Below are 26,081 nucleotides of genomic sequence, written 5' to 3' on the forward strand. Positions count from 1 at the left end.
ACAGATCGGCCACGGCCTGGGCCCGCAGCCCCGTCCGCGCAGGCCGTCACCGTAGAATCGCCGCGCGCGCGTCGTGCGCGCAGCAGGACGCCTCACGGGGGATCGATGACGCACGGGACCGACCGCGACACACCGACCGACGACAGCACCGACCGCGGGACCGCGGCGGTGCCCGCCGGGTCCGAGGTGCGCACGGGCGACGGGACCGTCGTGGACGGGGTGTCCGACATCGAGGAGCCCGACGCGCGCCCGGCGGGCGAGGACGTGACCGTCGAGGACGTGACCGTCGAGGACGTGACGGGCGACGACGTCCCCGCCGACGAGACGACCGCTGCCGACGCCGACACCGACACCGCTGCCGATGCCGACGTCGAGCGCGCCGACGTGACGGCCGCCGACGTGGCTGACACCGACGTGGCTGACGCCGACGTGGCTGACGCCGACGTGGCTGACGCCGACGTGGCTGACGCCGACGTGGCTGACGCCGACGTGGCTGACGCCGACGTGGCTGACACCGACGTGGCTGACGCCGACGTGACCGCTGGTCCTGTGCCCACCGCAGCCGGGACTGTCGTCACCGAGCCCGCCGCCGCGCCTGGCGTCGACGCTGCCGAGCCCGATGCCGTCGCGGCCGAGCCCGCCGCCGTCGAGCCCGCCGCCGTCGAGCCCGCCGCCGTCGAGCCCGATGCGGTCGAGCCCGATGCGGTCGAGCCCGCCGCCGTCGAGCCTGATGCGGCCGAGCCCGCCGCTGCCGCGCCCGGCGCCACCGGACCCGTCGTCGACACGACCGCGGAGCCCGCCGGGCACGACGCGACCGGCGACCGGCGACCGCGCGTGGTCGCCGCGTCGCGGCCCCCGGCGCCGCCCACGGGTGCGCCGATGGCCGCGTGGCCGTCCTGGGACGACGTCGCCGTCACGGCCCCCGAGGGGTCCGACGTGGACCGCGTGGTCCCCGTCGTGGCCGACGCCGACCTCCCTGCCGACCCGGCGGCCGAGGTTGCCGCCCCGGCGGCCGACGTTGCGGACCCGGCGGCCGTCGCTGCCGACCCGACGACGGACACGGTGGCCTCCGGCGACGAGAAGTCGCGCACCGGGCCGCCGCCCGTCCAGCTCGGCGGGCTCTCCGCGCTCGCGTTCACCGCGCTCAACGCCGCGTCGGTCGGCGTCGCCGCCCACGCGCTCGCGAAGAGCCCTCTGCCGGGCGCCGACGAGCGCGCCGCCGCCGGTGCGCCGGACGCTGCCGGTGCGTCGGCCGCCGACGGGGCCGCCGCCGCTGCCGCGCAGACCCCCGCGGCCGCCGACGCGCCGGGCCTCGTGGGCGACGACTCTGAGGTCACCGCGGGCGCTCGCCCGGACGCCACGGCCGACGAGCCCGACGTCGACGGTCCCGACACCGCCGGCCCCGACACCGCCGGCCCCGCTGAGCACGCCCCCGACGTCGACGGCGCCGACACCGACGGCCCCGACGCCCACGGGCCTGTGAAGGGCTCCGCGGCCGTCGGCACCGTTCCCGTGGTGCCGGCTGCTGCCGCCGGCCCCGCCGGCCCCGCCGTCGACGAGACGGCCGTCCTGGCCGCCGCGGGCACGGTGGCCGTCGCCCGCACCGGCGCACCCGCGCCCGCGCCCGAGGACCTCACCACGCGCGCCGTCGCCGTCGTGCCGACGTCGACGCGCCCGCCGAGCGCCGGCGACACCCGACCCGCGCCGGGCTCACCGTTCGACCTCCTGGGTGACGACGACGAGGAGTCGCCGCTCGACGTGTTCGAGCCGGAGGACGGACGATCCCGCTGGCCGCGGGCGCTCGCGATCACCGGGGGCGCCATCGTCCTCGTCGCCGCGCTGTACGTGGGCGCGGCGTACGCGCTCGCGGACCGCGTCCCGCGCGGCGCGACCGTCGCCGGCGTCGAGATCGGCGCCATGTCGTCGGACGAGGCGGAGGAGGTCCTCGCGTCCGAGCTGGCCGACCGCACGACGTCGGCGGTGCCCGTGGTGGCCCAGGACGTGCAGGCCGAGCTGGACCCGGCCGCCGCAGGGCTGCAGCTCGACACCGGTGCGACGGTCGCGCGGCTGACGGGCGTCGACCTGGCGGAGCCGGTGCGGCTGTGGCGCCACCTCGTCGGGATCGGCGCGCAGCCGCCGGTGACGCAGGTCGACCAGGGTGCCCTGGACGCCGCGCTCACCGAGCTCGGGGGCTCCCTCACGCTCGCCCCGGTGGACGGCACCGTGGTGTTCGCCGACGGGGCCGCGCACGCGACCGCCGCGGCCGACGGGTGGGAGCTCGACGCGTCGAGTGCCGCGGCCGTCCTGGAGGACGGCTGGCTGACCGAGCTGCGCCCGGTGGTGCTGCCGACCACGGTCGTGGCACCGGCGGTGACCGAGGACGAGACGCAGCGCGCCCTGGCCGAGCTCGCGCAGCCGCTCGCGGCCGCGCCGGTGACCGTGCAGGTGGGCGACCGTCAGGCCGTGCTGGACGTCGCCACCCTCACGGCGCACGCGTCGCTCGTCCCGGTCGACGGTGTGCTGGCCCTGCAGCTGAACGGCCAGGCGCTGGCGGACGCCGTGCTCGGGCAGGTCCCGGACCTGCTCACGACGGCGTCGGACGCACGCTTCGAGTTCCAGGGCGGGGCGCCCGTCATCGTGCCCGGGACGCCCGGCACGACGCTCGACGCCGCGGCGCTCGCACCGGCGGTCGCCCTGGCCGCGACGGCAGGCACCGACCGGGTCGCGAGCGTCGAGCTCGTGCAGTCGGACCCCGCCGAGACCACGGCGGCGCTCGAGGCGCTCGGCGTCAAGGAGATCGTCTCGGAGTTCTCGACGCCGCTGACGAGCGAGCCGCGGCGCACGGGGAACATCGCGACCGGCCTGGGGAACATCTCGGGCACGCTCGTGCGCCCGGGCGAGACGTTCAGCCTGACCGAGGCGCTCGGCCCGATCGACGCCGCCCACGGGTTCGTCGAGGCGGGCGCCATCGTCAACGGCGAGCACCGCGACGCCTGGGGCGGCGGGTTGTCGCAGGTGTCGACGACGACGTACAACGCGGGCTACTTCGCCGGTTTCGAGGACGTCGAGCACACCCCGCACAGCGAGTGGTTCCAGCGGTACCCCGAGGGGCGCGAGGCCACGATCTTCACCGGCGTCATCGACATGAAGTGGAAGAACAACACGCCGTACGGTGCGCTCGTCCAGGGCTTCGTCGCCGACGGGCGCGCACACGTGCGCATCTGGAGCACCAAGCACTTCACGGTCGAGACCGAGAAGAGCGGGCGCTCCGGGGTGGTGTCCCCGACGACCGTCTACTCGCAGTCCGCGACGTGCGAGCCGCAGAGCGCGGGCAACCCGGGCTTCACGGTCACCAACACGCGGCGCGTCCTGCTCGCCGGTGAGGTCGTCGACACCGAGTCGCACACGTGGAAGTACAAGGCGCAGAACCGGGTCGTCTGCGGGACGGCACCCGAGGCGCCGCCGGCGCCCTGACGTCAGGACGCCGCGTCGCCCCGGGGTGCGCGGCGCACCGGGGCGGGCGGCACGACCTTCGCGCGCACGACGTCGCCCGCGGGGACGTGCACGTCCCCGCGGCGCGTCCGCACGGTCAGGCCGTCGTCGTCGACGGCGACGACGTCGCCGAGCACGTCGGTGAACTGCGGCTCGCCGCCGTGCAGCGTCCCGGCGACCTCGCCGGGCTGCAGGTCGTCGCGGCGGCGGCGCACGACGACGCGCGTACCCGGGGCCCACGACCGCCATGTGGCGGTACTCACGTACGTCCCGCCGTGTCGGTGGTTGGACGCCGGGTCGTGGCTGCTCGCACGTGGGGGATACTAGGGCGACCGCTGCACCGTGTGGAGGACCTGTGACGTATGTGATCGCCGAACCCTGCGTGGACGTCAAGGACAAGGCGTGCATCGAGGAGTGTCCGGTCGACTGCATCTACGAGGGCAAGCGCTCCCTGTACATCCACCCCGACGAGTGCGTGGACTGCGGTGCCTGTGAGCCGGTCTGCCCCGTCGAGGCGATCTACTACGAGGACGACGTCCCGGAGCAGTGGGCCCCGTACTACGAGGCGAACGTGCACTTCTTCGACGAGGTCGGCTCGCCCGGCGGCGCCGCGAAGATGGGCATGATCGAGCACGACCACCCGATCATCGCCGTGCTTCCGCTGCGCATCCACGGCGAGTGACGCCCCGGCGCCGCACGACGGGGGACGCGTGGGCCTGCTGACCGGCGCGCTGCCGGACTTCCCGTGGGACTCCCTCGGGCCGGCGGCGGAGCGTGCCCGCGCGTACCCCGGCGGCATGGTCGACCTGTCGGTCGGCACTCCCGTGGACCCGACGCCCGCGCTGGTGCGCGAGGCGCTGGCGGCCGCGTCCGACGCGCACGGCTACCCCACGACGCACGGCACGCGCGCGCTGCGCGAGGCCGTCGTGGCGTGGTTCGCGCGCCGTCGCGGCGTGCCGGGGCTCGACCCGGACGCGGTGCTGCCGACGGTCGGCTCGAAGGAGCTGGTCGCGTTCCTGCCGTCGCTGCTGGGCCTGGGCGCCGGCGACGTCGTGCTGCACCCGGCGACCGCGTACCCGACCTACGACGTCGGGGCGCGGCTCGCCGGTGCGCGCCCGCTGCCCACGGACGACCCCGCGACGCTGCTGGCCGCGCGGGACGACGTACGGCTGGTGTGGCTGAACTCGCCCGGCAACCCCGACGGCTCGGTGCTGGGCGTCGACGAGCTGCGGGACGTCGTGCAGGCCGCCCGTGCGGCGGCGGCGCGCACGGGTCGACCCGTGGTCGTCGCCTCCGACGAGTGCTACGCCGAGCTCGCGTGGGACGAGCCCTGGGTCGGCCAGGGCGTGCCGAGCGTGCTGGACCCCCGCGTGACCGGCGGCGACCTCACCGGGCTGCTGGCGGTGTACTCGTTGTCGAAGCAGTCGAACCTGGCGGGGTACCGCGCGGCGTTCGTCGCCGGCGACCCCGCGCTGGTCGCGGGTCTGCTCGAGACGCGCAAGCACGCGGGCATGATCGTGCCCGCGCCGGTGCAGGCGGCGATGACGGCGGCGCTGCACGACGACGCGCACGTGGCCGAGCAGCGTGAGCGCTACCGGCGGCGACGGGTCGCGCTGCGCACCGGCCTGGAGGCGGCCGGCTACGTGGTCGACGGGTCGCACGCCGGGCTGTACCTGTGGGTCCGGCCCGACGGGGGTCCGCAGGACGCGTGGGCGACGGTGCACGACCTCGCGGGCCTGGGGCTGCTGGTGGCGCCCGGCGCCTTCTACGGTGCGGCGGCGGCCGGGCACGTCCGGGTGGCGCTGACGGCCACGGACGAGGACGTCGTCGAGGCCGCGGCGCGCCTGTCCGGCGCGTAGGGGCGGGGCATGGGCTGCCCCGTCCGCGTCGCCACCGGCGTACATTGGCGACATCCTCTGTGAGGAACCTCACATCCAGGCCAAGGGTCCGTCGCGCGTTGGTCAAGACCGGTGTACCGCGTATACCGTCACTGCGGGCCGACGGCGGTCAGCACCCGGGCGTCGGCCACCCACCGGCCCGCTCGGCGAATCGCCGGGGCCGGCTGGACCCCGCTCGTCGGCGCAGGAAGGAACACCTATGTCGGACGTCGTCACCGCACCGGTGCAGGCCCCCGTCCAGCTCGTGGTCCACGGGGAGGCGCGCGACCTGCCCGTCGTGCCCGCCACCGAGGGCAACGACGGCATCGTCGTGTCGTCCCTGCTGCGCGACACGGGGATGGTGACCGTCGACCCGGGGTTCATGAACACCGCGTCGTGCGAGTCGCAGATCACCTACATCGACGGCGACGCGGGCATCCTGCGCTACCGCGGGTACCCGATCGAGCAGCTCGCCGAGCACGCCTCGTTCCTCGAGGTCGCGTACCTGCTCATCCACGGCGAGCTGCCGTCGGCCGACGCGCTGTCCGCGTTCGAGGAGCGCGTCAACCGGCACACGCTGGTCCACGAGGACTTCCGGACGTTCATGGGGACGTTCCCGCGCAACGCCCACCCGATGGCCGTCATGGCCTCGGCGCTCAACGCGCTCTCGACGTTCTACCCCGAGTCGCTCGACCCGTTCGACCCCGAGACGGTCGAGCTCGCCACGGTCCTCATCCTCGCCAAGACGCGCACGATCACGTCCTACGTGCACCGCGCCTCGAAGGGGGAGCCGCTGCTGTACCCGGACTACTCGCGCGGGTACGTCGAGGACTTCCTGCGCATGACGTTCGCGGTGCCCTACCAGCAGTGGGACCCGGACCCGATCGTCGTCAACGCCCTCGACAAGCTGCTGATCCTGCACGCCGACCACGAGCAGAACTGCTCGACGTCGACGGTGCGGGTCGTCGGGTCGAGCCAGGCCAACATCTACGCGTCGGTCTCGGCCGGCATCAACGCGCTGTCCGGGCCGCTGCACGGCGGCGCGAACGAGGCCGTGCTGGCGATGCTCGACGAGATCAAGGCGAACGGCGGGGACGCCACGGCGTTCATGCGCCGCGTGAAGAACAAGGAGGACGGCGTCCGCCTCATGGGCTTCGGCCACCGGGTCTACAAGAACTACGACCCGCGTGCCGCGATCGTGAAGCAGAGCGCCCACGAGGTGCTGGAGGCGCTCGGCGGCGCCGACGAGCTGCTGGACATCGCGATGGGGCTCGAGGAGATCGCCCTGTCCGACGACTACTTCATCTCCCGCAAGCTGTACCCCAACGTCGACTTCTACACCGGCCTGATCTACAAGGCGATGGGCTTCTCCGAGCGGATGTTCACGCCGCTGTTCGCGCTGGGCCGCATGCCCGGCTGGATCGCGCAGTGGCGCGAGATGATGAACGACCCGCAGACCAAGATCGGCCGCCCGCGCCAGGTGTACACGGGCGCGACCGAGCGCGCGTACGTCCCCGTCGAGCGCCGCTGACCCACCTGTTCGGGGCTGGATCGTCCTCTCGCGGGTGGCACGGGAGGGTCAGCCGGCGACGGTGAGGCGGACCTGACCGGCGGGCAGGGGCGGCGCGCCCGTGGGCTGCCAGGTCGGCTCGGCGCGCGTCCACGTCGAGTCGCCGACCGTCACGGCGTCCAGGCCGACGTCGGCGGCGACGGCCACGGCCCACTGGGCGAGGGACCAGCCCGCGCGCGCCGCGTCGTCGATCGGCAGCGCCGTGCCGGGCAGGTCGACGGTCGCCGGGGTGCCGGCGTCGGCGTCGGCGGGCGCGACCGTCGGCGCGACGTCGCCGAGGTCGCGGGCCACGCGGGCGAGCACCGGCTCGGTGCCCGCAGGTGCGTCGACGGGGTGCAGGGTGCACGACAGCGCCGCGGGCGAGAAGCCGGTGAGGGCCGACGCCCAGGCGCGTGCGCGCACCTCGTGCTGGGCGTACGCGTCGGGGAAGCCGCTGCGCTGGACGGCCTGCGCGGCCTCGGTGACCGCCATGTCCTGGTAGCCGTCGACCTGCTCGAGCCCCTCGAAGAACTTCGTCGTCGAGTACACGGGGTCCATGATCTGCTCGACCGTGCCCCAGCCCTGCGACGGCCGCTGCTGGTACAGGCCGACGGAGTCGCGGTCGCCGTAGTCGATGTTCTCCAGGCGGGACTCCTGCAGCGCGGTCGCGATGCCGATGGTGACGGCCCGCGCGGGCAGCCCGCGGCGCGTCGCGACGGCTGCCGCGAGGGCCGCGTGCTGCGCCTGGTCGGGGCTCAGGCTCCAGTCGGTGCCGTCGAGGTGCGCGACGCAGCGCTCGGCGACGGGTCCGGGGGACCCCGTGCGGTTCAGCAGCGCGACGACGGCGCCCACCGCGACCGCCGCCAGGACGAGCACGAGGCCGACGGTGACCAGCACCGGTAGGCAGCCCCGCCGCCGTTCGGCTGCCACGACGTCAGTTCGCGTGCAGCGCGGAGTTGAGCTGCACCCCGGCGCCGGAACGCGCGACCGCCTCGACCTCGCCCGTGCGCGAGTTGCGGCGGAACAGCACGTTGTCCGCACCAGCCAGCGCGCGGGCCTTGACGACGCGCGCGTCGCCCTCGTCGACGGCGCCCGGCACGTCGAACCCGACGAGCCGCACCTTGGTCCCGGCGGTCACGTACAGGCCCGCCTCGACCACGCAGTCGTCGCCGAGGGGGATCCCGAGCCCGGAGTTCGCCCCGAGCAGCGAGCGCCGGCCGATGGACACGACCTCACGTCCGCCGCCGGACAGGGTCCCCATGATCGACGCCCCGCCACCGACGTCCGACCCGTCGCCGACGACGACGCCCGCGGAGATCCGTCCTTCGACCATCGACGTGCCCAGCGTCCCGGCGTTGAAGTTGACGAAGCCCTCGTGCATGACGGTCGTGCCCGGTGCCAGGTGGGCGCCGAGGCGCACGCGGTCCGCGTCGGCGATGCGCACGCCCGACGGCAGCGCGTAGTCGACCATCCGCGGGAACTTGTCGACGCCGTACACGGTGACCGGCGTGCCCGTCGCCGCGCGCAGCCGCAGGCGCGTCGCCTCGAAGTCCTCGACCGCGCACGGGCCGCGGTCCGTCCACACGACGTTGGGCAGCACCGCGAAGACGCCGTCGAGGTTCTGCCCGTGCGGTGCGACGAGCCGGTGCGAGAGCAGGTGCAGCCGCAGGTAGGCGTCGGCGGTGCCGGCGGGCGGGGAGTCGAGCTCGACGACGGTCGCGACGAGCACCACGCGCACGCCGCGGGCCGCGTCCGTGCGCTCGCAGGAGGCCAGGTCAGCGGGGGCGTTCCGCCGGACGGACGCGTCGTCGTCGACGTCGAGCGTCACGGGCGGTGCGCCGAGGGCGGGCGTCGGGTACCAGACGTCGAGCGTCGTGCCGGCGTCGGTGACGGTGGCCAGGCCGAGGCCCCAGGCCGTGCGGTCGGTCATGCGGACAAGCCTACGGTGCGCCGAGCGTAGGGTCGGTGACGTGCCTGCCGACGCCCTCCTGGACCTGTCCGCCGACGTCGTGACGCTGACGCGCCGGGTGTGCGACGTCGCGTCCGTCAGCGGTGACGAGACGCTGCTCGCCGACGCGGTCGAGGCCGCGCTGCGCGCGCACCCGCACCTCGAGGTGCTGCGCGACGGGGACACCGTCGTCGCGCGCACGCACCTGGGACGGGCGCGCCGGGTCGTGGTGGCCGGGCACCTCGACACCGTCCCGATCGCCGACAACCTGCCCACGCGCCTCGAGGACGACGTGCTGTGGGGCCGGGGGACCGTCGACATGAAGGGCGGGGTCGCCGTCGCGCTGTCGCTCGCGGCGGCCCTGACCGCGCCGGTGCACGACGTGACGTGGGTGTTCTACGACCACGAGGAGGTCGCCGCCGACCTCAGCGGCCTGGGCCGCGTCGTCGAGCACCACCCGGACTGGCTCGCCGGCGACTTCGCGGTCCTGGGGGAGCCGAGCAACGGCGGCATCGAGGGCGGCTGCAACGGCACGCTGCGTGCCGAGGTGCGCCTGACCGGCGTCGCCGCGCACTCGGCGCGCGCGTGGGTCGGCGTCAACGCGGTGCACGCCGCGGGCGAGGTGCTGCGCCGTCTGGCGGCGTACGAGCCGGCGACCGTCGAGGTCGACGGCCTGGCCTACCGCGAGAGCCTCAACGCCGTGCTCGTCTCCGGTGGCGTCGCGGCCAACGTCATCCCCGACGCGTGCGTCGTGACGGTCAACTACCGCTTCGCGCCGTCCCGCACCGTCGACGAGGCGTTCGCGCACGTGCGCGACCTGCTCGCCGGGTACGACGTCGTCCTCACCGACGCCGCGGCCGGCGCGCGCCCCGGCCTCGACGCACCCGCCGCGCAGGACTTCGCCGCCGCGGTCCTGGCGGTCACGGGCGGGCGTCCGGCACCGAAGTACGGCTGGACCGACGTCGCGCGGTTCAGTGCGCTCGGCGTCCCGGCCGTGAACTTCGGCCCCGGTGACCCGCTGCTCGCGCACAAGGACGACGAGCGGGTGCCGGTCGCGCAGATCGAGCTGTGCCACCGCGCGCTGCGCGCCTGGCTGACGGGCGAGCAGCCGCGGGACCTGCCGCTCGGCACCGCCTGAGGTCGGCCGCATAGGCTCCTCGCATGACCCCTGACGACTCGTCGGCACCGGCGCCGGAGTACCGCCGCGGTCCTGTGCTCCTGCGCCGCGACCAGATCCCCACCACCACGTCCGACCAGCGTCTGCTGTCCGGCGCCCAGGGCGCGTCGTGGCTGCACGACGACCCCTGGCGGGTCATGCGGATCCAGAGCGAGTTCGTCGAGGGCTTCGGTGCGCTCGCGGAGGTCGGGCCGGCGGTGAGCGTGTTCGGCTCGGCGCGCGTCACGCCCGACGACCCGTACTACGCGCTGGCGCAGGACGTCGCCCGCGGCCTCGTCGAGGCCGGGTACGCCGTCATGACCGGGGGCGGCCCGGGGATCATGGAGGCCGCCAACAAGGGGGCGTCCGAGGCGAACGGGCTCTCGGTCGGGCTCGGCATCGAGCTGCCGTTCGAGCAGGGCATGAACCAGTGGGTCGACCTCGGCGTCAACTTCCGGTACTTCTTCGCCCGCAAGACGATGTTCGTCAAGTACTCCGAGGGGTTCGTCGTCCTGCCCGGCGGGTTCGGGACGTTCGACGAGCTGTTCGAGGCCCTCACGCTCGTGCAGACGCACAAGGTCACCGGCTTCCCGATCGTGCTGCTCGGGGCGGACTACTGGACGGGCCTGCTGACCTGGCTGCGCGACACCGTGCACGCCCGGGGCATGATCGGCGCCGCCGACGTCGACCTCATGCAGGTCGCGGGCAGCGCGCAGGAGGCCGTCGACATCGTCGTGCGGCGCGGTGCCGAGCTGCGGGCGCAGGAGCAGGCCGCGGCACGCGCCACCGAGCGCGACCAGCGCGCGGCCGCCTCCGCCGGCGACCGCCGCGCCCGCGAGGAGCGCGCGGCCGGCGACGGGGCGGGCGATCCGCACGCCGACGACGCGCTCACGGACGGCGGGTGGTGACCTCGGGGTCGCTGCCGGGCCCGTCTGTCCTGCCGGGCGTGCCCGCCGGCGCCGCGCCGCTCCGGCTGCGTGACCGCACGTTCGGACCCGACCGGCCCGTCGTCATGGCGGTCGTCAACCGCACACCCGACTCCTTCTACGCGGCCGCGCGCCACGGCGTGGACACGGTCGACGCGGCCGTCGACCGTGCGGTCGAGGAGGGCGCCGACGTGCTGGACGTCGGCGGGGTGCGCGCGGGGCGCGGCCCCGCCGTCGACGAGGCCGAGGAGATCGCGCGCGTGCTGCCCGTCGTGGAGCGCGTGCGCGCCCGCCACCCCGACCTGCTGGTGAGCGTCGACACGTGGCGCGCGGGGGTCGCGCGGGCCGTCGCCGACGCGGGCGCCGACCTGCTCAACGACACGTGGGCGGGCCACGACCCGGGGCTGGTCGAGGTGGCCGCCGAGCGCGGCCTGGGCGTCGTGTGCTCGCACACCGGGGGAGCGGCGCCGCGCAGCGACCCCTTCCGCGTGACCTACCCCGCACCCGACGGCGTGGACCCGCTCGACGGGGTCGTCGCGGACGTCGTGGCGACCCTCACCGCAGCGGCCGCGCGGGCCGTCGCGCTGGGCGTCGACCCGGCGTCGGTGCTCGTCGACGCGACCCTCGACTTCGGCAAGACGACCTGGCACTCGTTGCACCTGCTGAGAAATACCCCACAGATCGTGCAGATCGGGCACCCTGTGCTCATGGCGATCTCACGCAAGGACCTCGTCGGGGAGACCTTGGACCTGCCACCCGAGCAACGGCTCGAGGGCACGCTGGCCGCGACGGCCGTCGCGGCGTGGCTCGGCGCCCGCGTCTTCCGCGTCCACGACGTCGCAGCGACGCGACGCACGCTGGACATGGTCGCGGCGATCCGGGCCGACCGCGCCCCCGCCGTCGCCCTGCGGGGCATGCTGTGAGCGCCGACGCGCCGCGCGCCGACGTCGCCGACGTCGCCGACGACGTCGTCGTCGGCGCCGACGTCGTCGCGGCCGAGGTGGGGCCCGCCGCGGCCGCGAGCACCGCCCCCGGGTGGTGGCAGCGGGTGCGCACGTGGCCCTGGTGGGTGCACGTGCTGCTGGTGTGGGCCGCGTCGCGGCTGCTGGGCGTCGCCGCGTTCGTCTGGACCGCGACGTTCCAGCGGGAGAACCACTGGACGGGTGCGAACCCGTCGTACCAGGAGTTCGTCGGGCTGCTGTACGACGCGGGCTGGTACCAGCAGATCGCCGAGGGCGGCTACCCGTCCGAGCTGCCGCGCGACGACCAGGGCCTCGTCCAGCAGAACCCGTGGGCGTTCTTCCCGCTGTTCCCGATGCTCGTGCGTGCGCTGATGACGGTCACGGGCGGGTCCTGGATGGTCGTCGCGCCGACCGTCGCGCTGCTGCTGAGCGCCGGGGCGATGCTCGTCGTGCACGAGGCGGTCCGGCAGGGCGCGCCCCGTGCCGTCGCCGCGCGCCCGGGCCTACCGCTGGCCACCGTCGCGCTGGTCTGCGCCTTCCCCACGGCGCCCGTGCTGCAGGTCGCGTACACCGAGTCCGCGGCGCTGCTGCTCATCGCGTCCGCGCTGCTCCTGCTGGTCCGCCGCCAGTACGCCTGGGCGGCGCTGGTCGTCGTGCTCCTGGGGTTCACCCGGGCCGTCGCGCTGCCGATGGCCGTCGTGGTCGTGGTGCACGCGGCCGTGCGCTGGTGGCGGGCGCGGCGCGGTACGGACGGCGAGACGTTCGGCTGGCGCGACGGCGTGGGCCTGACGGGCCTCGCCGCGGCCGCGGGCGTCTCGGGCATCGCGTGGCCCGCGATCTGCGGGTGGGTCACGGGCGTGCCGGACGGGTACCTGCAGACCCAGGAGGCGTGGCGCGGCGTCCGGGAGGTCGTCCCGTTCTCGGGGTGGACGTACGTGCCGCAGTTCTGGCTCGGCGACTGGGGCACCCCCGTGATGGTCGCGGGGTTCGCGCTCACCGCGGCGATCCTGCTGGTCCCGGCCGCGTGGCGGCTCGGGCCGGAGCTGCACGCCTGGTCGGCCGCGTACCTCCTGTACATCCTCGCCGTCATCGAGCCCGGCTCCAGCCTGGCCCGGTTCCTGCTCCTGGCCTTCCCGCTGGGCGCCGCGACCGCGGGCGTCGTCCTGCGCCCCGCGTGGGCGCGTCGTGCGTGGTTCACGGCCGTGCTCGTCCTCATGCTCGGGCTGCAGGTGCTGTGGGTCCGGCAGATGTGGGAGTTCAACCCGGGGGGCGACTGGCCGCCGTGACCCGTTCGTGCTGGTGGCGCCCGGGCGGGGTCGGTGAGCGGTGAACTAGGATGGCCGCTGGACAACCGGCTGATCAGGAGGTTGTCGGGGCTGCCCGGCAACCGTCGGCCGGCACGGACACGTGAAGGAGAGGCCCCGGATGGCCGCGATGAAGCCGAGGACCGGCGACGGACCGCTCGAGGTGACCAAGGAGGGACGTGGCATCGTGATGCGCGTCCCCCTCGAGGGCGGCGGACGGCTGGTGGTCGAGCTCAACGCGACCGAGGCTGCCGAGCTGGGCGAGGCCTTGACCTCCGTGGTCGGCTGACGACCTGCGGATGAGTCCCCGCACCAGCGGGCCGGCGGCCGCGGCGGCGCAGCGCACGCCCCCGGTCGTCACGCTGCACGCCGCGACCGTCGTCGACTCCCCGCTCCTGACGGACGGGTCGGTCGACGCGGTCGCCGTGCAGGTCGCACCCAGCCGCGCGGGCGACGACGCGCTGCAACCACGCTCCGGGACGCCGCAGGCCGCGGCCCGCTACGGCATCGACCTGGCCGAGCTCGCGGAGCGGGCGGGGCTGACCGGTGCGGCCGGCGAGGCGTTCACGGTCCACCTGCCGCTACCCGTCGGCTCGTCCGTCGCGCTGCCGTGGGCGGGCCTGCCGCCCCGCATCGTGCTCGTGGGCGTCGGCGACGAGAGCCCGACCGCCCTGCGGCGGGCCGGTGCGGCGCTCGCCCGCGCCACCCGGGGGCTGCGCCGCGTCGCCGCGACGGTGGGCGCGCAGACCCACCACGACGAGGCGGGAGCGGCGCAGGCCGCGCGCGCCGTCACCGAGGGCTACCTGCTCGCGGCCTACACGCCGCTGCGGATGACGGCGAAGCCGGACCCGAAGACACCCGCCGAGCTGGTGCTGCTCGGCCGGGACGGTGCGGCCGTCGCCGCCGCGGTCGACGTCGCCCGCATCGGGGCGAGCGCGACCTGGCTGGTCCGGGACCTCACCAACACGCCGTCGAACGTCAAGGACCCGGCGTGGCTGGCCGACCGGGCGCGCCGCCTCGGGACGAAGGCCGGGCTCGACGTGCAGGTCCTCGGGCCGCGCGAGCTGGCCGCGGGCGGCTTCGGCGGCATCCTGGCGGTCGGTGCCGGGTCCGCGTCCCCACCGCGCCTGGTCCGGGTCACGTACACCCCCGCGGGCGGCGGCGGGCGGCACGTCGTGGTCGTCGGCAAGGGCATCACGTACGACACGGGCGGCCTGTCCATCAAGCCGCGCGAGGCGATGGTGCCGATGAAGACCGACATGGCGGGTGCCGCTGTCGCGCTCGCGACCGTCCTGGCCGCCGCGCAGGCGAAGGTCGCGCACACGGTCACCGCCGTCCTGCCGCTCGCCGAGAACCACGTCGGCGCCGCGTCCTACCGGCCCGGCGACGTCGTGACGATCCACGGCGGCACGACCGTCGAGATCGCCAACACCGACGCCGAGGGCCGCCTCGTGCTCGCTGACGCGCTCGCCTGGGCGGACGCGACCCTCGCGCCCGACGTGCTCGTCGACGTCGCCACGCTCACGGGCGCCGCGAGCCTCGGCCTGGGCAAGCAGCACGCCGCGCTCTACGGGACCGACGACGCGCTCGTCGCCGCGCTGTCCGCGGCGGGGGACCGCACGGGCGAGCTGGTCTGGCACATGCCGCTCGTCGCGGACTACGAGGAGGCCGTGCGCTCGTCGATCGCCGACCTGCGCCACGTCCCCGAGGACCGCCGGATCGGCGGCGGGTCCATCACGGCCGCGCTGTTCCTGCGGCGGTTCGTCGGGCAGCGCGCGTGGGCGCACCTCGACATCGCGGGACCGGGCCGCTCGACGTCGGACAAGCACGAGGTCACCGAGGGCGCCACGGGCTACGGCGCGCGCCTGCTGCTGGAGTACCTGACCGCGAAGGAGTAGGGGCGCCGGAGCAGGAGTCGTCCCGAGCTCAGCGGCGGACCGCGACCAGCAGGCCGTCACCCGTGGGCAGCAGCGCCGGCAGCAGCCGGTCGTCCGCCCGCACCTGCTTGCCCACGTCGCGCACCGTCGTCGTCGTCTCGTCGCGGCGCGCGGGGTCGGCGACCCGGTCGTGCCACAGCGCGTCGTCGACGGCCAGGACGCCGCCCGGGCGCAGCAGGCGCACGGCCTGCTCGACGTACCCGGGGTAGTTCTCGACGTCCGCGTCGATGACCACCATGTCGTAGCCGCCGTCCGTCAGCCGCGGCAGCACGTCCAGCGCCCGCCCCGAGATCGCGCGCGTGCGGGTGCTGCGCACCCCCTCCTCGGCGAACGCCTCCTTCGCGGCGCGCTGGTGCTCGAGCTCGAGGTCGATCGTCGTCAGCACGCCGTCCGCCGGCATGCCGCGCAGCACGTACAGCGACCCGACGCCGGCACCCGTCCCGACCTCGACGACCGCACGGGCCTGCACGGCGGCCGCCAGCACGCTCAGCACGGCACCCGCACCGGGCAGCACCGGCGTGCAACCGAGGTGCGACGCGCGCTCGCGGGCCCGCAGCAGGACGTCGTCCTCCTCGAGGAACTCCTCGCAGTAGACCCAGCTCTGCGCCTTGTCGGTGGAGATGACGGCCTCCTCGTCGTGCGCCTGCGGACGGGCGCGCCTGCGCGTCAGAGTAGACCCGCGCCCGGGGCGCACGACGGAGGCGCTCGCCGCCACGCGGCACGCGTGGCGCAGCACGGTCCGGCGCGGCGGGTTCCGCCCAGGACGAACACAGGCGAGGGTCTCGCCCCGACCTGGGAGACTGGGCGCCAGCGACCCGACCGAGGAGAGAACCCCGCAGATGAGCGTCCAGCCCGCCGAGTGGCAGGCCCCGTCCTGGGAGGAGATCGTCCGCGAGCACTCCGGCCGCGTGTACCGGCTCGCGTACCGGCTGACGGGCAACCGGCACGACGCCGAGGACCTCACCCAGGAGACGTTCGTGCGCGTCTTCCGGTCGCTGCACACCTACACCCCCGGCACGTTCGAGGGCTGGCTGCACCGCATCACCACCAACCTCTTCCTCGACACCGCCCGGCGGCGCCAGCGCGTGCGCATCGAGCCGATCGGTGACGACGCCGAGCGGTGGGCGTCGCCCGACCGGCTCTCGACGCCCGAGCGCGCGTTCGAGGCCGGCAACCTGGACCACGACGTCCAGCGAGCCCTGGACGACCTGCCCCCCGAGTACCGCGCGGCCGTCGTGCTGTGCGACATCGAGGGTCTGTCGTACGAGGAGATCGCCGTGACGCTGGGCATCAAGCTCGGCACCGTGCGCTCGCGCATCCACCGCGCACGGGCGCGGCTCCGGATCGCGCTCGAGCACCGTCGTCCGTACCCGGCGCTGCCGGACGATCTCTCCGCGGCGGACGAGACCGGGTCCGGGTCCGGCGGGTCCGGGTCCGGCGTACCCCGCGCCGAGGTGGCAGCCGGATGATGCACCTGGGGTCGCGGATCAGCGCGCTCGTCGACGGACAGCTCGACCCGGCCGCGACCGAGCGCGCCCTCGCCCACGTGGCGACGTGCGGCGCCTGCGCGCACGAGCTCGCGTCCGCCCGCGCCGCGCGCCGCGCCCTCGCCGCGGCCGAGCCGGTGCAGCCCCCCGAGGACCTCACCGCCCGCCTGCTCTCGCTGTCGGCGCAGGGGCCGCCCCTGCCCCCGCCGGCGCCGCGCGACCCCTTCACGGTCGGCGGTGGGGCCGCGCTGCCGTTCGCCGCGACGCACGCGCTGCGCGGCGACGTCGTCCGCCGCACGTCGGCGCGTCGGGTCGTCGGCTCCGTCGCCGGCCTGGGCGCCGTCGCGGCCGGCCTGTTCCTGCTCGGGGAGCGGCCCGTCGTGACCCCGACGAACCACCCGGCCGCCGTCCTCGGGCTGCTCGCGCACACCTCCCCGCCGGGCGAGGCCGTGCCCGCGGACGACGAGACCGTCGGGTGGCTCCGCGCGCAGGGCTGGACCTTCCCCAGCCGCCTGCCCGCGGGGTGGCAGGTCGGTGCGATCAGCTTCTCGACGAACGGGCCGCGCGTCCTCGAGGTGGACGTCACCGGACCGGCGGGCACGTTCGTCGTGACCGAGCAGCAGGGTCGCCTCGACACCGGCGCGCTCGCCGGTGCCCCCGTCCGGGAGGTCGGGGGCCGCCAGGTGCACGTGCTGTCCGTGGAGCCGTGGCAGGTCGCGTGGCAGTCCGAGGCGACGGTCGTGCAGGTCGTGGCCGCGCAGGACGAGGGCGAGATCGACGCGCTCGTCGCCGCCTTCCCCTCCGGGGGCTACGACGACACCGTCACCGGGCGCATCGGCCGGGGCTGGCAGACGGTCACCGCCGCGTGGGCACGCCCGTGAGCGACACCGAGCCCACCCCGGCCGACGCGCCGGTCGGGCCACCCCCGCCGGTCCCGCAGACCCCGGTGCCCCCTGCTGCGGTCCTGCCCGCTCCGGTGCCCCCTGCTCCGATGTTTGCTGCCCCGTCGTCGTACCGGCGTGCGGCGTCCGACCTCCCGTCCGGTGGCGTCGCACCGCCGGAGACCTCGCCGTACGCGCCCCCGGCGGCCGCACCGTCCGAGCCGCCGTCCGGACCTCCCTTCGGCCCGCCGGTGTTCGGCCCGCCGCCGACGGCGCCCCCGTCGTTCGCGGCGCCCGGGCACGGCGGCGTGCGTCCGCTCGCGTCGGACGGCACCCTGCTGCAGCACGTTCCCGCGCCGCCGGTCCCGTCCCGTCGCCGCCGCGCGCTGTCGGCGGTCTGGATCGCGCCGCTGGTCGCCGTCTCCCTGCTCGCCGGCTTCCTGGGCGGGCTGCTCGGCGGCCGCGTGCTGCCGGACGACGGGCGCCGCGTGGACGCCGGGCTGCCCGTGGTCGCGGCACCCGGCACGCCCGTCGACCGCGCCCCCGAGTCCGTCGCGGGCATCGCCGCGGGCGTCCTGCCGAGCGTCGTGTCGATCGAGGTCACGAGCGCCGACGGGTTGGGCTCGGGCTCCGGGTTCGTCCTGCGGCAGGACGGCTACGTGCTCACCAACAACCACGTCGTCGCCGGCGCCGGGGACGGCGGGCTGGTCGTCCAGTTCGCCGACGGCACCGAGCTGCCGGGCACGGTCGTCGGGGCGACGGCCGAGTACGACCTCGCCGTGGTGAAGGTCGAGGCGACCGGGCTGACGCCGCTGGCCCTCGGTGACTCCGACGCGGTCGTCGTGGGTGACCCCGTCGTCGCGATCGGCGCCCCCCTCGGGCTCGTCGGCACCGTGACCACGGGCATCGTCAGCGCGTTGAACCGGCCGGTCGTCGCCGGCGAGGCGGACGACGCGGCCTTCATCAACGCGATCCAGACCGACGCGGCCATCAACCCGGGCAACTCCGGAGGCCCGCTCGTCAACGCCCGGGGCGAGGTCGTGGGCATCAACTCCGCGATCGCGCAGCTGCCCGGCAGGCTCACGAGCGCGGGCAGCATCGGCCTGGGCTTCGCGATCCCGTCGAACCAGGCGCGCCGCACGGCCGAGCAGCTCATCGAGACGGGCCGTGCCGTCTACCCCGTGATCGGGGTCGTGCTGGACCCCGAGTACTCGGGCGAGGGCGTGCGCGTCTTCGAGCAGGACCCCCAGAACACGCGGGCGGTGACGCCCGACGGCCCCGCCGACCGCGCGGGCATCCGGCGTGGCGACGTCATCCTCGAGATCGACGGACGGCCCGTGACGGCCTCCGAGGAGCTGATCGTCGCGATCCGCGCCCGGCAGCCCGGCGACACCGTCGTGCTGCGCGTGCGCACGGGTGAGGACGAGCGCGAGGTGCGCGTCCGGCTGGACGAGGGACCGACGGGCTGAGCCCGCCCGCCGCGCCCGTCGCGGTAGCCTGAGCGGGTGTTCGGGATCAACGGCGGCGAGCTGCTCATCCTGCTCCTCGTCGCCGCACTGGTCGTCGGGCCGGAGCGGTTGCCGGCGTACGCGGAGCAGCTCGCGGGGTGGGTGCGTCAGCTGCGCGACGTCGCCCGCGACACCAAGGACCGCGTCGACGCGGAGCTGGGTGTCGACGACGTCGACTGGGCCGCGCTCGACCCGCGCCGGTACGACCCCCGGCGGATCGTGCGGGACGCCCTGCTCGACGACCCCCCGCCCCGGACACCGTCACGGCCCGCGACGCCCCGCCCCGGGCGGTCGCGCCCCACGGCCGGGGGCGCAGCGGCGACGGGCGCGGCCACCTCCGCGTTCGCCGGGGCCGCCGGCCCGCCCGACGCAGGCGCGCCCGCCCCGTTCGACGACGAGGCGACCTGAGCCGCACATGGCACGCCCTCGCACGACCCCCGGCCTTCGGCCGACCACCCTCAGGAGGCCCGCGCAATGACCCAGGTGCTGTCCACGTCGCCGCCCCCCACGCCGGCGACCACCGGCGGTCGCATCGTCTCGGGGATGCAGCCGACGTCGGACTCGGTCCAGCTCGGCAACGACCTGGGCGCGCTGACCCAGTGGGTCGCGCTGCAGCACACGCACGACGCGATCTGCGTCGTCGACCGGCACGCGCTCACGGTGAGCCCCGACCCGACGGTGCTGCGTGAGCGGACCCGGCGCACGGCCGCGCAGTACCTGCTGACGATCCTCGCGGCGCTGTCGGGTCGCAGCATGCCGACCCTCGAGGCGGACGACGAGGGCAAGGGGTACGGGGACCTCAAGAAGGGCCTGGCCGAGGTCGTCGTCGACTTCCTGGCGCCGTTCCAGGGGCGGGTGCGGCACCACCTGTCGGTCCCCTCAACCCTCGACGTCGTGCTGGCGGACGGCGCCGCGCGCGCACGCGAGCTCGCGACGCCCACCCTCGAGCGGGTGTACGACCGCTCGGGCCTGCTCCCGCGGCGTCGGGCGCGCGCGTGAGGCTTCCCCTCGCCGGCGTGGGCGAGACGATCGTCGGCGTCGCTGTCGTCGTGCCCGACCCGTTCCGGAGCCAGCTGCACGACGCGCGCGTCCGGTTCGGCGACCCCCAGGCGCGCGCCATCATCCCGCACGTGACGCTCATCGGGCCGACGCCCGTCGCGGACGACCGGTTCGACGAGCTGGACCACCACCTCGCGCGCACGGCTGCGTGCCACGAGCCGTTCCGGGTGCTGCTGCGCGGCACGCAGACCTTCCGGCCCGTGTCGCCCGTCGTGTTCGTCGGGCTGGAGGACGGTGCGGCGCAGTGCGCGGCGCTCGAGTCGGCGCTGCGGGCCGGTCCGCTCGGGGTCGCCGCGTCGTTCCCCTACCACCCGCACGTCACCGTCGCCCACGACCTCGACGACGCGGCGCTCGACGCGGCCCAGACGGCGATGGCGACGTACCAGGCGGCGTTCGACGTCACCCACGTCCACCGGTTCGTCCACGACGGCGAGGCGTGGCGGCCCGTGCACCGCTTCGCGCTCGGTGCGACCGCGGATGCCCCGGCGGGGGACCGCGCCTAGATTCGACGGCATGGAACGCCCGACCCCCCGCGAGCGGACCGTCGCCGGACCCCCCGCCGGCGCCGGGGCCGCGCACGTCCACGCGACCGCGGGATCGCCCGACCCGCTCGCGGGTCCACGATGGGCGCCGGGGTTCGGCGGTCTCGTCGAGCGCGCGAAGGCCCTGCTCGCGTGGTGGCAGGGCACGCGCCCCGCGCGCGCGAACGCGCGGTTCGGACGCGCCGGGGGCGGCCTGCTCACCGGCGGGATCGCGTACACGGCGCTGTTCAGCGTGTTCGCGGGCGTGACCATCGGGTACACGGCCTTCATGGCGGTGCTGGGCGGCAACGACGAGCTGCGCGAGACGGTCCTGCGCACGGTCGGCGAGGCCCTGCCCGGTCTGATCGACACCGGCGACGGCAACGGTCTGCTCGAGCCGGACGACCTCGTCCTGAGCCCGGGGCTCGGCGTCGCGGGCGCCGTCGCGTTCGTCGTGCTGCTGTTCAGCGCGATCTCGGCGACCGCGGCGCTGCGGCGGGCCGTCCGCGCGATGTTCGACGCCTACGACGGCGGCAACGCGGTCGTCGGCAAGCTGCGCGAGCTCGGCGGCTTCGTGGGGATCGCGTTCGCGGTCCTGCTGTCCGCGGTGCTCGGGATCGCCGTGACGACCGCCACCGACTGGTTCCTGGGTCTGCTCGGCTGGTCCGACGCGTCGGGGACGGTCGTGCGCGTCGTCGGGATCCTCGTCGTGCTCGTCGTGGACGCCGCCGTGTTCGTCATGGTGGTGCGGGTGCTCGCCGACCAGTCGCCCCCAGGTCGCGACCTGCTCGGCGGTGCGGCGATCGCTGCCGTCGGGCTCGGGGTCGTGCGGCTGCTCGGCACGTCGGTGGTCGCGGGCACCGTGAGCAACAACCCGGTGCTCGCGTCGTTCGCGGTGATCGTCGTGCTGCTGCTGTGGATCAACCTCATCGCGCGCATCGTGCTGCTGGCCGCCGCGTGGACCGCGGACCCGCCCGCGCCCGCGCCGGGCTCCCCGCACCCGGACGGCGCCCTCGCCCCCTGACCCCGACCGGAACCTGGCTCACCGAATGGGCAGCGCGACGGGGAGCGGTGTTCCGGTCGGCGGGGCTCAGGGGGTGGGCTGCGGCTCGAGGTGGCCGACGAGGGACGGCAGGCGGTCCGCGTACGCCGCGAGCTGCGCGCGCGTGCGGGCCGGCTCGCCCACCTGCAGCAGGTTGCGCATGCCCTCGTCGCCCGCCTCCTGGCCGGCGGCGATGCGGTCCGTCGCGGCCGCCATCCGCAGCACGACGTGCCGGGCCACGTCGACCGCCGACGGCGAGGGGACGCCCAGGTCGTCCGCCTGGCGACCGTAGGCGTCGGCAAGCACACGGAGCCTGCGCGCGCCCTCCTGCGGGCCCGGGTCGGTGTAGAACGGCACTCCGCTCCAGGCGAGCATCGCCAGGTCGTCCAGCGGGACGCCCGGCCCGGAGACGTCCCAGTCCACGACACCCACGACCTCGTCCGACCCCGGTCCCGCGACGAGCATGTTGTACATCGTCGCGTCGTGGTGGCAGACGATCTCGCCCGGTGCCAGGTCGCGCTCCTCGAAGCGCCACCGCACGCGCCCCGGCCGGAGGTCGGCGACCGCCGCGTGGTAGCGCGCCAGCCAGGCCGCGCCCGACGCGAGCCGCGCGTCGGTGACCTCGGCGAGGTCGACGACCTCGCCGGGCAGGAACTCCAGGACCTCACGGCCCTGCGCGTCGATGCCGAGCGGTTCCGGGACCCCGTCGAGACCGCGCGAGCGCACGTGCGCGAGCAGCGCGTGCACGGCCGGCGTCCACGGGCCTGCCGGCCGACGGACGGTCGTCCCCACACGCACCGCACCCCCCACGTTGCCGCCGGGCAGCCGGACGCCGGGCTCGGCCGGCTCCGGTTCGACGTAGCGGGGGAGCGCGGCGAGCAGGTGGGTCACGTCAGAAGGCGCGCGTGATCATCGCGCGCTTGACCTCTTGGATCGCCTTCGTCACCTCGATGCCACGCGGGCACGCCTCGGTGCAGTTGAAGGTCGTGCGGCAGCGCCACACGCCCTCCTTGTCGTTGAGGATCTCGAGGCGCTGCGTCCCGCCCTCGTCGCGGCTGTCGAAGATGAAGCGGTGCGCGTTGACGATCGCGGCGGGACCGAAGTACTGGCCATCGGTCCAGAACACGGGGCACGACGACGTGCACGCGGCGCACAGGATGCACTTGGTGGTGTCGTCGTAGCGCTCGCGCTGCTCGGGGGACTGCAGGCGCTCCTTGGTGGGCTCCGTGCCCGTCGTCACGAGGAACGGCATGATCTCGCGGTAGGAGGCGAAGAACGGCTCCATGTCGACCACGAGGTCCTTGACCACGGGCAGGCCCTTGATCGGCTCGATCGTGATCGGCTTGCTCGGGTCGAGGTCCTTGAGCAGGGCCTTGCACGCGAGGCGGTTGCGGCCGTTGATGCGCATCGCGTCGGACCCGCAGATGCCGTGCGCGCACGACCGGCGGAACGTCAGCGAGCCGTCCATCTCCCACTTGATCTTGTGCAGCGCGTCCAGCACGCGGTCCGTGCCGTGGACCTCGACCGTGAACTCGTCCCAGCGCGGCTCGGCCTCGAAGGGTGCCCCGAAGGCGGGCATGTCCTCGTCCGCCGGCAGGAACCGCCGGATCTTCAGCGTGACCTGGAAGGACGGCACGGCGCCGACCTCGGCTGCGGGGGACTCCACGGTGGCGGTCATCAGTACTTGCGCTCCATCGGCTGGTAGCGGGTGACGGTCACGGGCTTGGCACCCAGGACGAGCCGGTAGTCGTCGAACTCCTCGGACCGGGTGAACGCGCCGGCGGCGGGGACCGTGGTCGTCAGCGGGCGGCGGTAGGCCATCGTGTGCTGCATGAACCGCTGGTCGTCGCGGTCCGGGAAGTCCTCCCGGAAGTGCCCGCCGCGGGACTCCTCGCGGTTGAGCGCACCGACCACGACCGTCTCGGCGATGTCGAGCAGGAAGCCCAGCTCGACCGCCTCCAGCAGGTCCGTGTTGAACGTGCGGGTCTTGTCCTGCACCGAGACGGCCCGGTACCGGGCGCGCAGCGCCTTGAGGTCGGCGAGCGCCTGCGTGAGGGACTCCGCGGTGCGGAAGACCTGCGCGTTCGCGTCCATCGTCTCCTGCAGGGCGCGCCGGATGTCGGAGACCCGCTCGCCGTCGGCACGCGTGCGGATGGTCTCGAGGTCCGACTCGACGCGCGTCGCCGGGCTCTCGGGCAGGTCGACGTACTCGATGGTCGCCGCGTACGCCGCGGCCGCCCTGCCGGCCCGCTTGCCGAACACGTTGATGTCGAGCAGCGAGTTGGTGCCCAGGCGGTTCGACCCGTGCACCGAGACGCACGCGACCTCGCCCGCGGCGTACAGGCCCTTGATGACGTCGGTCGCGTTGCGCAGGACCTCGCCCTCGATGTTCGTGGGGATGCCGCCCATCGCGTAGTGCGCCGTCGGGTACACGGGCACGGGCTCGGTGTACGGCTCGATGCCGAGGTAGGTGCGCGCGAACTCCGTGATGTCGGGCAGCTTGGCGTCGATGTGCGCCGGCTCGAGGTGCGTGAGGTCGAGCAGCACGTAGTCCTTGTTGGGGCCGGCGCCGCGGCCCTCGCGCACCTCGTTGGCCATCGACCGCGCGACGATGTCGCGCGGGGCGAGGTCCTTGATGGTGGGGGCGTAGCGCTCCATGAAGCGCTCGCCCTCGGAGTTGCGCAGGATGCCGCCCTCGCCGCGCGCGGCCTCCGAGAGCAGGATGCCCAGGCCCGCGAGGCCGGTCGGGTGGAACTGGAAGAACTCCATGTCCTCCAACGGGATGCCGCGGCGGTAGGCCAGCGCCATGCCGTCGCCCGTGAGGGTGTGGGCGTTGGACGTCGTCTTGTAGATCTTGCCCGCACCACCCGTGGCGAACACGACGGACTTGGCCTGGAAGACGTGGATCTCGCCCGTGGCCAGGTCGTACGCGACGACGCCCGTCGCGTTGACCTCCTCGCCGTCCGGCACCTCGCCCGCGGCGAGGTCGTGGTCGACCAGCAGGTCCAGGACGTAGAACTCGTTGAAGAACTCGACGTCGTTCTTGACGCACTGCTGGTACAGGGTCTGCAGGATCATGTGGCCCGTGCGGTCCGCGGCGTAGCAGGACCGGCGCACGGCGGCCTCGCCGTGGTTGCGGGTGTGCCCGCCGAAGCGACGCTGGTCGATGCGGCCCTCGGGCGTGCGGTTGAACGGCAGGCCCATCTTCTCCAGGTCGAGCACCGCGTCGATGGCCTCCTTGGCCATCACCTCGGCGGCGTCCTGGTCGACCAGGTAGTCACCGCCCTTGACGGTGTCGAACGTGTGCCACTCCCAGTTGTCCTCCTCGACGTTGGCCAGGGCGGCGCACATGCCGCCCTGCGCCGCACCGGTGTGGGAGCGCGTGGGGTAGAGCTTGGAGATGACGGCCGTGCGCACACGCGTCGAGGACTCGAGCGCCGCGCGCATCCCGGCGCCGCCCGCGCCGACGATGACGACGTCGTACTGGTGGGTCTGCATCGGCTGCGAGGCCTTCCTTGCTGGGGGGCGTCCGGTGGGTCAGGCCGTGCAGAACGACGGCAGGAGGTCCGCCGGGCTGTTCGGGGGGCACGGGTCGAACGTGAAGATCACGAGGGTCCCGAGAGTGATCACCAGGACCGTGGCCGCGTACAGCGCGACCTTGAGCACCAGGCGGGTGGTGTCCTTCTCGGCGTAGTCGTTGATGATCGTCCGCATGCCGTTGGTGCCGTGCAGCATCGCCAGCCAGAGCATCAGCAGGTCCCAGACCTGCCAGAACGGCGAGGCCCACTTGCCGGCGACGAACCCGAAGTCGATCGCGCTGATGCCCTCGCCGACCATGAGGTTGACGAACAGGTGGCCGAAGATCAGCACGATCAGGATGACGCCCGAGCCGCGCATGAAGACCCAGCCGTACAGCTCGAAGTTGCCGCGCGTGGTGCGCCGCGACGGGCCGGGGCGCGAGGCGCGCGGGGCCTTGGGATCGGCGATGGTGCTCATCAGTGCCCCCCGAAGACGTTCATCAGGTGGCGCGGCAGGAAGCCCGCCATCGTCACGGCGACCAGGCCGAGGACGACCCAGAGCATGACCCGCTGGTACCGCGGTCCCTTGGCCCAGAAGTCCACGAGGATGATGCGCACGCCGTTGAAGGCGTGGAAGGCGATCGCGAGGACCAGACCGGCCTCGCCCAGACCCATGATGGGGTTCTTGTACGTGCCGATCACGTCGTTGTAGGCCTCGGGGGAGACCCGCACCAGCGCCGTGTCGAGCACGTGCACGAGCAGGAAGAAGAAGATCGCGAACCCGGTGATGCGGTGGGCGACCCACGACCACATGCCTTCGCGCCCGCGGTAGAGCGTTCCGGCCGGCCGCGTTGGCGCGGTGGGCGCTGAGGACACGGTGGGGGGCCTCCTGTGGCGAGTTCGCATGCGGACGG

At 74.7% G+C, this 26,081-nt stretch carries 26 protein-coding genes; 17 read left to right on the plus strand and 9 right to left on the minus strand.

Annotated features, from left to right (window positions below; translation table 11 throughout):
- Positions 1–105 precede the first annotated feature (105 nt).
- Positions 106–3,474, plus strand: a complete 3,369-nt coding sequence (locus tag OKX07_RS05520) for a VanW family protein (protein WP_265630851.1) — start codon at positions 106–108, stop codon at positions 3,472–3,474.
- 2 nt (positions 3,475–3,476) lie between these two features.
- On the opposite strand, the gene OKX07_RS05525 is transcribed toward OKX07_RS05520, so the two are convergent.
- On the minus strand, positions 3,477–3,755 hold the full coding sequence (locus OKX07_RS05525) for a hypothetical protein (RefSeq protein WP_265630852.1): 279 nt from the start codon (positions 3,753–3,755) through the stop codon (positions 3,477–3,479).
- 92 nt (positions 3,756–3,847) lie between these two features.
- Between OKX07_RS05525 and fdxA the strand changes: the two genes are divergently transcribed.
- The 3 genes from fdxA (at position 3,848) to OKX07_RS05540 (ending at position 6,900) form a co-directional block, all read left to right on the plus strand.
- Complete coding sequence (fdxA, locus tag OKX07_RS05530) at positions 3,848–4,174, plus strand: ferredoxin (RefSeq protein ID WP_265630853.1); 327 nt, start codon at positions 3,848–3,850, stop codon at positions 4,172–4,174.
- Between the two features lie 28 nt (positions 4,175–4,202).
- The gene (gene dapC, locus OKX07_RS05535) at positions 4,203–5,351 is read left to right on the plus strand and encodes a succinyldiaminopimelate transaminase (protein WP_265630854.1); all 1,149 of its coding nucleotides are present in this window, start codon (positions 4,203–4,205) and stop codon (positions 5,349–5,351) included.
- 238 nt (positions 5,352–5,589) lie between these two features.
- Entirely contained in the window at positions 5,590–6,900 is a 1,311-nt protein-coding gene (locus OKX07_RS05540) for a citrate synthase (RefSeq protein WP_265630855.1), read from the plus strand.
- Between the two features lie 48 nt (positions 6,901–6,948).
- Here OKX07_RS05540 and OKX07_RS05545 read toward each other — a convergent pair whose 3' ends face one another.
- On the minus strand, positions 6,949–7,848 hold the full coding sequence (locus tag OKX07_RS05545; protein ID WP_416220829.1) for a hypothetical protein: 900 nt from the start codon (positions 7,846–7,848) through the stop codon (positions 6,949–6,951).
- Positions 7,849–7,852: 4 nt separating this feature from the next.
- Positions 7,853–8,848 (minus strand): 2,3,4,5-tetrahydropyridine-2,6-dicarboxylate N-succinyltransferase, encoded by a 996-nt coding sequence (dapD, locus tag OKX07_RS05550; protein ID WP_265630857.1) that lies wholly within the window; start codon positions 8,846–8,848, stop codon positions 7,853–7,855.
- A 40-nt stretch (positions 8,849–8,888) separates the two neighbouring features.
- On the opposite strand from dapD, the gene dapE reads away from it, so the two are divergent.
- The 6 genes from dapE (at position 8,889) to OKX07_RS05580 (ending at position 15,112) form a co-directional block, all read left to right on the plus strand.
- A complete protein-coding gene (gene dapE, locus OKX07_RS05555; protein ID WP_265630858.1) occupies positions 8,889–10,004 on the plus strand; it encodes a succinyl-diaminopimelate desuccinylase in 1,116 nt (371 codons plus the stop codon).
- A 23-nt stretch (positions 10,005–10,027) separates the two neighbouring features.
- The gene (locus OKX07_RS05560; RefSeq protein WP_265630859.1) at positions 10,028–10,930 is read left to right on the plus strand and encodes a TIGR00730 family Rossman fold protein; all 903 of its coding nucleotides are present in this window, start codon (positions 10,028–10,030) and stop codon (positions 10,928–10,930) included.
- Complete coding sequence (gene folP / locus OKX07_RS05565) at positions 10,924–11,871, plus strand: dihydropteroate synthase (protein ID WP_265630860.1); 948 nt, start codon at positions 10,924–10,926, stop codon at positions 11,869–11,871. Before OKX07_RS05560 ends, folP begins: the two co-directional genes overlap by 7 nt.
- Positions 11,868–13,196 carry a hypothetical protein gene (locus OKX07_RS05570; protein WP_265630861.1) on the plus strand — a complete coding sequence of 443 codons (1,329 nt, stop codon included), beginning with the start codon at positions 11,868–11,870 and terminating at the stop codon, positions 13,194–13,196. Before folP ends, OKX07_RS05570 begins: the two co-directional genes overlap by 4 nt.
- 139 nt (positions 13,197–13,335) lie before the next feature.
- A complete protein-coding gene (locus OKX07_RS05575; protein ID WP_013116243.1) occupies positions 13,336–13,503 on the plus strand; it encodes a DUF3117 domain-containing protein in 168 nt (55 codons plus the stop codon).
- A 10-nt stretch (positions 13,504–13,513) separates the two neighbouring features.
- Positions 13,514–15,112, plus strand: a complete 1,599-nt coding sequence (locus OKX07_RS05580) for a leucyl aminopeptidase family protein (protein ID WP_265630862.1) — start codon at positions 13,514–13,516, stop codon at positions 15,110–15,112.
- Between the two features lie 28 nt (positions 15,113–15,140).
- Here the strand turns inward: OKX07_RS05580 and OKX07_RS05585 are convergent, their stop codons facing one another.
- Positions 15,141–15,773, minus strand: coding sequence for an O-methyltransferase (locus tag OKX07_RS05585; RefSeq protein ID WP_265631820.1), 633 nt, complete (start codon positions 15,771–15,773; stop codon positions 15,141–15,143).
- A 217-nt stretch (positions 15,774–15,990) separates the two neighbouring features.
- Between OKX07_RS05585 and sigE the strand changes: the two genes are divergently transcribed.
- The 7 genes from sigE (at position 15,991) to OKX07_RS05620 (ending at position 21,631) form a co-directional block, all read left to right on the plus strand.
- Positions 15,991–16,620 (plus strand): RNA polymerase sigma factor SigE, encoded by a 630-nt coding sequence (gene sigE, locus OKX07_RS05590; protein ID WP_416220830.1) that lies wholly within the window; start codon positions 15,991–15,993, stop codon positions 16,618–16,620.
- Entirely contained in the window at positions 16,617–17,519 is a 903-nt protein-coding gene (locus OKX07_RS05595) for a zf-HC2 domain-containing protein (RefSeq protein WP_265630863.1), read from the plus strand. Before sigE ends, OKX07_RS05595 begins: the two co-directional genes overlap by 4 nt.
- On the plus strand, positions 17,504–18,988 hold the full coding sequence (locus OKX07_RS05600; RefSeq protein ID WP_322746828.1) for a S1C family serine protease: 1,485 nt from the start codon (positions 17,504–17,506) through the stop codon (positions 18,986–18,988). The genes OKX07_RS05595 and OKX07_RS05600 overlap by 16 nt, the downstream gene beginning before the upstream one ends.
- Before the next feature lie 36 nt (positions 18,989–19,024).
- Entirely contained in the window at positions 19,025–19,435 is a 411-nt protein-coding gene (locus tag OKX07_RS05605) for a Sec-independent protein translocase TatB (protein WP_265630864.1), read from the plus strand.
- A 66-nt stretch (positions 19,436–19,501) separates the two neighbouring features.
- Positions 19,502–20,026: a hypothetical protein gene (locus OKX07_RS05610; RefSeq protein WP_265630865.1), complete on the plus strand. Its 525-nt coding sequence runs from the start codon at positions 19,502–19,504 to the stop codon at positions 20,024–20,026.
- A 17-nt stretch (positions 20,027–20,043) separates the two neighbouring features.
- Positions 20,044–20,589 carry a 2'-5' RNA ligase family protein gene (locus tag OKX07_RS05615; protein WP_265630866.1) on the plus strand — a complete coding sequence of 182 codons (546 nt, stop codon included), beginning with the start codon at positions 20,044–20,046 and terminating at the stop codon, positions 20,587–20,589.
- A gap of 10 nt (positions 20,590–20,599) precedes the next feature.
- A complete protein-coding gene (locus OKX07_RS05620; RefSeq protein WP_265630867.1) occupies positions 20,600–21,631 on the plus strand; it encodes a YihY/virulence factor BrkB family protein in 1,032 nt (343 codons plus the stop codon).
- A gap of 66 nt (positions 21,632–21,697) precedes the next feature.
- On the opposite strand, the gene OKX07_RS05625 is transcribed toward OKX07_RS05620, so the two are convergent.
- Genes OKX07_RS05625 through sdhC form a run of 5 tightly spaced genes read right to left on the minus strand, consistent with a single transcriptional unit; the run spans position 21,698 to position 26,073 of the window.
- Positions 21,698–22,540 carry a phosphotransferase gene (locus OKX07_RS05625; RefSeq protein WP_265630868.1) on the minus strand — a complete coding sequence of 281 codons (843 nt, stop codon included), beginning with the start codon at positions 22,538–22,540 and terminating at the stop codon, positions 21,698–21,700.
- 1 nt (position 22,541) lies between these two features.
- Entirely contained in the window at positions 22,542–23,327 is a 786-nt protein-coding gene (locus tag OKX07_RS05630) for a succinate dehydrogenase iron-sulfur subunit (RefSeq protein ID WP_265630869.1), read from the minus strand.
- Positions 23,327–25,147, minus strand: coding sequence for a succinate dehydrogenase flavoprotein subunit (gene sdhA / locus OKX07_RS05635; RefSeq protein ID WP_265630870.1), 1,821 nt, complete (start codon positions 25,145–25,147; stop codon positions 23,327–23,329). Before sdhA ends, OKX07_RS05630 begins: the two co-directional genes overlap by 1 nt.
- Before the next feature lie 39 nt (positions 25,148–25,186).
- On the minus strand, positions 25,187–25,645 hold the full coding sequence (locus OKX07_RS05640; protein WP_265630871.1) for a succinate dehydrogenase hydrophobic membrane anchor subunit: 459 nt from the start codon (positions 25,643–25,645) through the stop codon (positions 25,187–25,189).
- On the minus strand, positions 25,645–26,073 hold the full coding sequence (gene sdhC / locus OKX07_RS05645) for a succinate dehydrogenase, cytochrome b556 subunit (protein ID WP_416220831.1): 429 nt from the start codon (positions 26,071–26,073) through the stop codon (positions 25,645–25,647). The genes OKX07_RS05640 and sdhC overlap by 1 nt, the downstream gene beginning before the upstream one ends.
- Between the last annotated feature and the right edge of the window lie 8 nt (positions 26,074–26,081).

It is taken from the genome of Cellulomonas sp. S1-8, assembly GCF_026184235.1.
GTDB lineage: Bacteria > Actinomycetota > Actinomycetes > Actinomycetales > Cellulomonadaceae > Cellulomonas.